Source organism: Hansschlegelia beijingensis, from assembly GCF_045505405.1.
Taxonomy (GTDB): Bacteria; Pseudomonadota; Alphaproteobacteria; order Rhizobiales; family Methylopilaceae; genus Methylopila; species Methylopila beijingensis_A.
Genome location: NZ_JBJKEX010000334.1, coordinates 1 through 3,368 on the forward strand (window position 1 = coordinate 1; position 3,368 = coordinate 3,368).

The 3,368-nt window shown below is 69.7% G+C and carries 3 protein-coding genes; 1 reads left to right on the forward strand and 2 read right to left on the reverse strand.

Going from position 1 to position 3,368, the window contains the following annotated elements; genetic code table 11:
* Window positions 1-490 (forward strand): PhzF family phenazine biosynthesis protein (locus ACIKT0_RS15505; protein ID WP_407106224.1); only part of this gene is annotated, 490 nt, incomplete at its 5' end.
* A gap of 4 nt (window positions 491-494) precedes the next feature.
* On the opposite strand, the gene parC is transcribed toward ACIKT0_RS15505, so the two are convergent.
* Window positions 495-2,738 carry a DNA topoisomerase IV subunit A gene (gene parC, locus ACIKT0_RS15510; protein WP_407106226.1) on the reverse strand — a complete coding sequence of 748 codons (2,244 nt, stop codon included), beginning with the start codon at window positions 2,736-2,738 and terminating at the stop codon, window positions 495-497.
* Between the two features lie 117 nt (window positions 2,739-2,855).
* Window positions 2,856-3,368, reverse strand: a 513-nt coding sequence (locus ACIKT0_RS15515) for a murein hydrolase activator EnvC family protein (protein ID WP_407106228.1), incomplete at its 5' end; no start/stop codon positions are given.

The following is a 3,368-nucleotide window of genomic DNA, read 5'->3' on the forward strand; positions in this document are numbered from 1 at the left end:
GTCGTTGAATCTCAGATCCCCGGCCGCGCTCGGGCTGGCGACCGGGGATCTGGGATTCGACGGCCATACGCCGTCGCGCTTCGACGCCGGCAACGCGTTCTGCTTCGTCCCGCTCGCGAGCCTCGACGCCCTCGCCCGAGCAAAGGCGAACAGCGCATGCTGGGCCGCCGGGTTCGACGGCGACCTGGGGGCGTTTCTCTACACGCGGGAGACCGCCGACCCCGTCCTCGCCTTCCGGGCGCGGATGCTGGCGCCGGCTGTCGGCGAGGACCCGGCGACCGGCTCCGCCGCGGCCGCCTTCGCAGGCGTCGTCATGGCGTTCGACCGGCCATCGGATGGCGAACATCTGCTGCGCATCGGCCAGGGATACGAGATGGGCCGGCCGAGCGTGATCGAGCTCGGGCTGACCGTCCGCGACGGCGCGCTGAGCTCCGCCAGCATCGGCGGCGCAGCCGTCGTGGTCGCCGAGGGCACGCTGTTCTTGCCGTGAGGCGCTAGCCCGAGAACTTGTTGGAGGCCGAGAAGCCGCGCGGCGGCAGGCGGCCGGCCTCGGCGCGGTTGCCGACCCAGTCGCGCAGCTCCTCGCCCTTCAGCGACCAGACCTTGCCGCCATTGGTGACGAAGGCGAAGCCGTCGGCGAGGTTGAACACCTTGACGTCCGAGACGCTGCCGTCGCGATAGCGCTGCAGCCGCACGCCACGGCCGCGCGCCATCTCGGCGATCTGCGAGATCGGAAACAGCAGCAGCTTGCGGTTCTGACCGATGATCGCGACCGTGTCGCCATCGGCGGGCGCAAAGGAGAGCACGCTCGCGCCCTGGTCGAGATTGACGATCTGCCGGCCCTTGCGGGTTGAGGAGAGCAGTTGGTCCTCGCCGACCAGGAAGCCGCGCGCGTCGCTCGCCACGACGAGGCGTCGCTCTCCGGGTCGGTGCGCGAACACGTCCAGCACGTCCGCGCCCTCGTCGACGTCGACCATCAGCCGGATCGGCTCGCCCGCGCCGCGGCCGCCCGGCAGCTTGGAGGCGTCGAGGGTGTAGGCCTTGCCGTTCGTCGTCACGACGATGAGCTTGGCGGTCGTCTCCGTCGGGAAGGTGAGCTTGAGGCTGTCGTCGGCCTTGAAGGTGAGGCCCGAGACGTCCTGGACATGGCCCTTGAGCGCCCGGATCCAGCCCTTCTCGGAGACCACGACGGTGATCGGCTCGCGCTCGATGAAGGCGTCCGCGACGTCAGCGGCTGCGGCCGCGGGCGGCGTCTCGAAGGTGGTGCGGCGTCTGCCGAGCGGGGTGTCCGGACCGAAGCTCTTCGCCAGCCCGTCGAGCTCCTTGCCGACCCGCCGCCACTGCTTCGCCTCGGAGGCCAGCAGGCCGCGCAGCTCCTCGCCTTCCTTGGTGAGCTTGTCGTGCTCCCGCCTGATCTCGATCTCCTCGAGCTTGGCGAGAGAACGCAGCCGGATGTTGAGGATCGCGTCGGCCTGGAGCTCGGTCAGCGAGAAGGTGGCGATCAGTTCGGCCTTCGGCTCGTCCGCCTGGCGAACGATGCGGATCACCTCGTCGATGTTCAGATAGGCGACCAGCAGGCCGTCGAGGATCTCGAGGCGTCGGACGATGGCGTCGAGGCGATGCTGCGAGCGCCGCTGGATCACCTCGCGGCGATGGTCCAGCCAATGCCGCAGCGCGTCCTTGAGGCTGAGCACCACCGGCGTCTGGCCGCGCACCAGCACGTTCATGTTGAGCGGAATGCGGGTCTCGAGCTCCGTCAGACGGAACACCGACTCCATCATCACCGCGGCGTCCACGGTGCGAGCGCGCGGCTCGATCACCAGACGGATCTCGTCCGTCGACTCGTCGCGCACGTCGACCACCAGCGGCAGCTTGCGGTCCGTGATCAGCTCGGCCAGACGCTCGACCAGCCGGCTCTTCGGCACGAGCCAGGGAATCTCGGTGACAACCGCCACCCAGGTCCCGCGGCCGAGATCCTCGACCTTCCAGCGTGCGCGCGTCCGGAACGCGCCGCGGCCGGTGCGGTAGGCCTCGGCGATGGTCGCCGGCCCGTCGATGATGACGCCGCCGGTCGGGAAGTCCGGGCCCTGCAGATGCGTCAGCAGATCGTCGGTCTCGGCGGCGGGGTTCGCCAGCAGCGCCCGGGCCGCCTCGACGAGTTCGGCGACGTTGTGAGGGGGAATGGCCGTCGCCATCCCGACCGCGATCCCCTGGCTGCCATTTGCGAGCAGGTTGGGAAACGCGCCCGGCAGCACGATCGGCTCCTGCTCGGAGCCGTCATAGGTCGGGCGGTAGTCGACGGCGTTCTCTTCCAGGCCGTCGAGCAGCAGGCGCGCCACCTCGGTGAGCCGCGCCTCGGTGTAGCGCATGGCCGCCGCGTTATCGCCGTCCACATTGCCGAAGTTGCCCTGCCCCTCGACCAGCGGCCAGCGCTGCGCGAAGTCCTGGGCGAGGCGGACCAGCGCGTCATAAACGGACTGGTCGCCATGCGGATGGTACTTGCCGATGACGTCGCCCACGACGCGGGCGCACTTCTTGAAGGCGGCGCCCGGATCGAGCTTCAGCTCCCGCATCGCCCACAGCACGCGCCGGTGAACGGGCTTCAGCCCGTCCCTGACGTCCGGCAAAGCGCGCTGCGTGATGGTCGAGAGCGCATAGGCGAGGTAGCGCTCCTCGAGCGCCGAGCGCAGCTCGACGGGGAGGACGCCATCCTCCGGCGGAGGCGCGAGTTCGCTCATGCCCCTCGCTTAAGGGGTCGACCGATTCGGAGCAACAAGCTCAAGGGTCGCAGCGCAAACGCAAAGATCCCGACGCGCCGGCGGCGGTCGGGATCCATTCGCGAAGCGGCGGAGACCTCAGGCGTTCGGCAGATGCTGCAGCGGATCGACCGTGGTCGCTCCCTTGCGCACCTCGAAGTGAAGCTGAGGCGAGGAGACGTTGCCCGTTGAGCCGGACTTGGCGATGACCTGCCCGCGGCGAACGGTGTCGCCGCGCTTCACCTTCAGCGCGCTGTTGTGCGCATACGCGGTGACCCAGCCATTGGAGTGGCGGATCAGCACGAGATTGCCGAAGCCCTTGAGCTCGCTGCCGGCGTAGGCCACGACGCCGTCGTCGGAGGCCTTCACGTCGGTGCCTTCCGGGACGGCGACGTTGATTCCGTCATTGGTCGTGCCGCTGGCCTTCGAGCCGTAGGCCGAGATCACCCGGCCTCGCACGGGCCAACGGAACGACGGGGCGGAGTCCGCGGCCGGCGCCGGATCGACCTTGAGAGCGGCGGTCTTGACGTTGTCGTCCGCCGGCTTCGCCGCCGCGACAGGAGCGGGCGCGGGCTTGGCGACGGGCGCAGCGGCGATCTGCTGGGCCGCAGG